This window comes from Hydrogenophaga sp. (genome assembly GCF_030158645.1).
In the GTDB taxonomy this organism is placed as follows: Bacteria; Pseudomonadota; Gammaproteobacteria; order Burkholderiales; family Burkholderiaceae_C; genus Hydrogenophaga.
In genome coordinates, this window is the sequence record NZ_JAOASO010000001.1 from 1 (window position 1) to 1,025 (window position 1,025).

Genomic DNA, 1,025 nt, shown 5'->3' on the forward strand with positions numbered 1-1,025 from the left:
GCCTCCAGCAGGGCTTTGGCGTCTTCGCGTTTGAGCGTGGGGAAGGTGCCGGTGAGCACGAAGGTCTTGCCCGCCAGCGGCTGGGGTGCGCGCTCGGCCGGTTCGCCCTCTTCCCAGGTCACGCCACAGGCGCGCAGCTGCTCCACCACCTCGCGGTTGTGCGGCTGGTCGAAAAAGGTGCGGATGCTCTGCGCCACCACCGGCCCGACGTCACTCACCTCCGAAAGGGCTTCCACGCTGGCGTCCATGATGCGGTCGAGCTGGCCGAAATGGCGGGCGAGCTCCTTGGCGGTGGCTTCACCCACGTGGCGGATGCCCAGACCGAACAGGAAGCGCGGCAGCGTGGTGCGTTTGGATTTCTCCAGGGCGGCCAGGATGTTCTGCGCCGACTTCTCGGCCATGCGGTCCAGCGCCAGCAAGGACACGAGGCCCAGACGGTACAGGTCGGGCAGGGTCTTGACCACGCCGGCGTCCACCAGCTGCTCCACCAGCTTGTCGCCCAAGCCCTCGATCTCCACCGCGCGGCGCTGGGCAAAGTGCAGCAGCGCCTGCTTGCGCTGGGCGGCACAGAACAGGCCGCCGGAGCAGCGGTAGTCCACCTCGCCTTCTTCGCGCACGGCGTCGCTGCCGCACACGGGGCATTGGCGCGGCAGGCTGAAGGGCTGCGGGTCGCCCACGCGTTTGTCGAGCAACACCGACACCACCTCGGGGATCACGTCGCCCGCCCGGCGCACGATCACCGTGTCGCCCACGCGCACGTCCTTGCGGCGCGCCTCGTCCTCGTTGTGCAGCGTCGCGTTGGTCACCGTGACGCCACCCACGAACACCGGTGCCAGCTTGGCCACGGGGGTGAGCTTGCCGGTACGCCCCACCTGCACGTCAATGGCCAGCACGGTGGTGAGTTGCTCCTGCGCCGGGTACTTGTGCGCCACAGCCCAGCGCGGCTCGCGCGTGACGAAGCCCAGCTGGAGCTGCAACGCCAGCGAGTTGACCTTGTAGACCACGCCGTCGATGTCGTACGGCAA

1 protein-coding gene is annotated in these 1,025 nt (G+C 68.8%); it reads right to left on the reverse strand.

Translation table 11 applies throughout. The features are described from left to right. Positions 1-1,025, reverse strand: a 1,025-nt coding sequence (gene ligA, locus Q1W68_RS00005) for an NAD-dependent DNA ligase LigA (RefSeq protein WP_300715384.1), incomplete at both ends; no start/stop codon positions are given.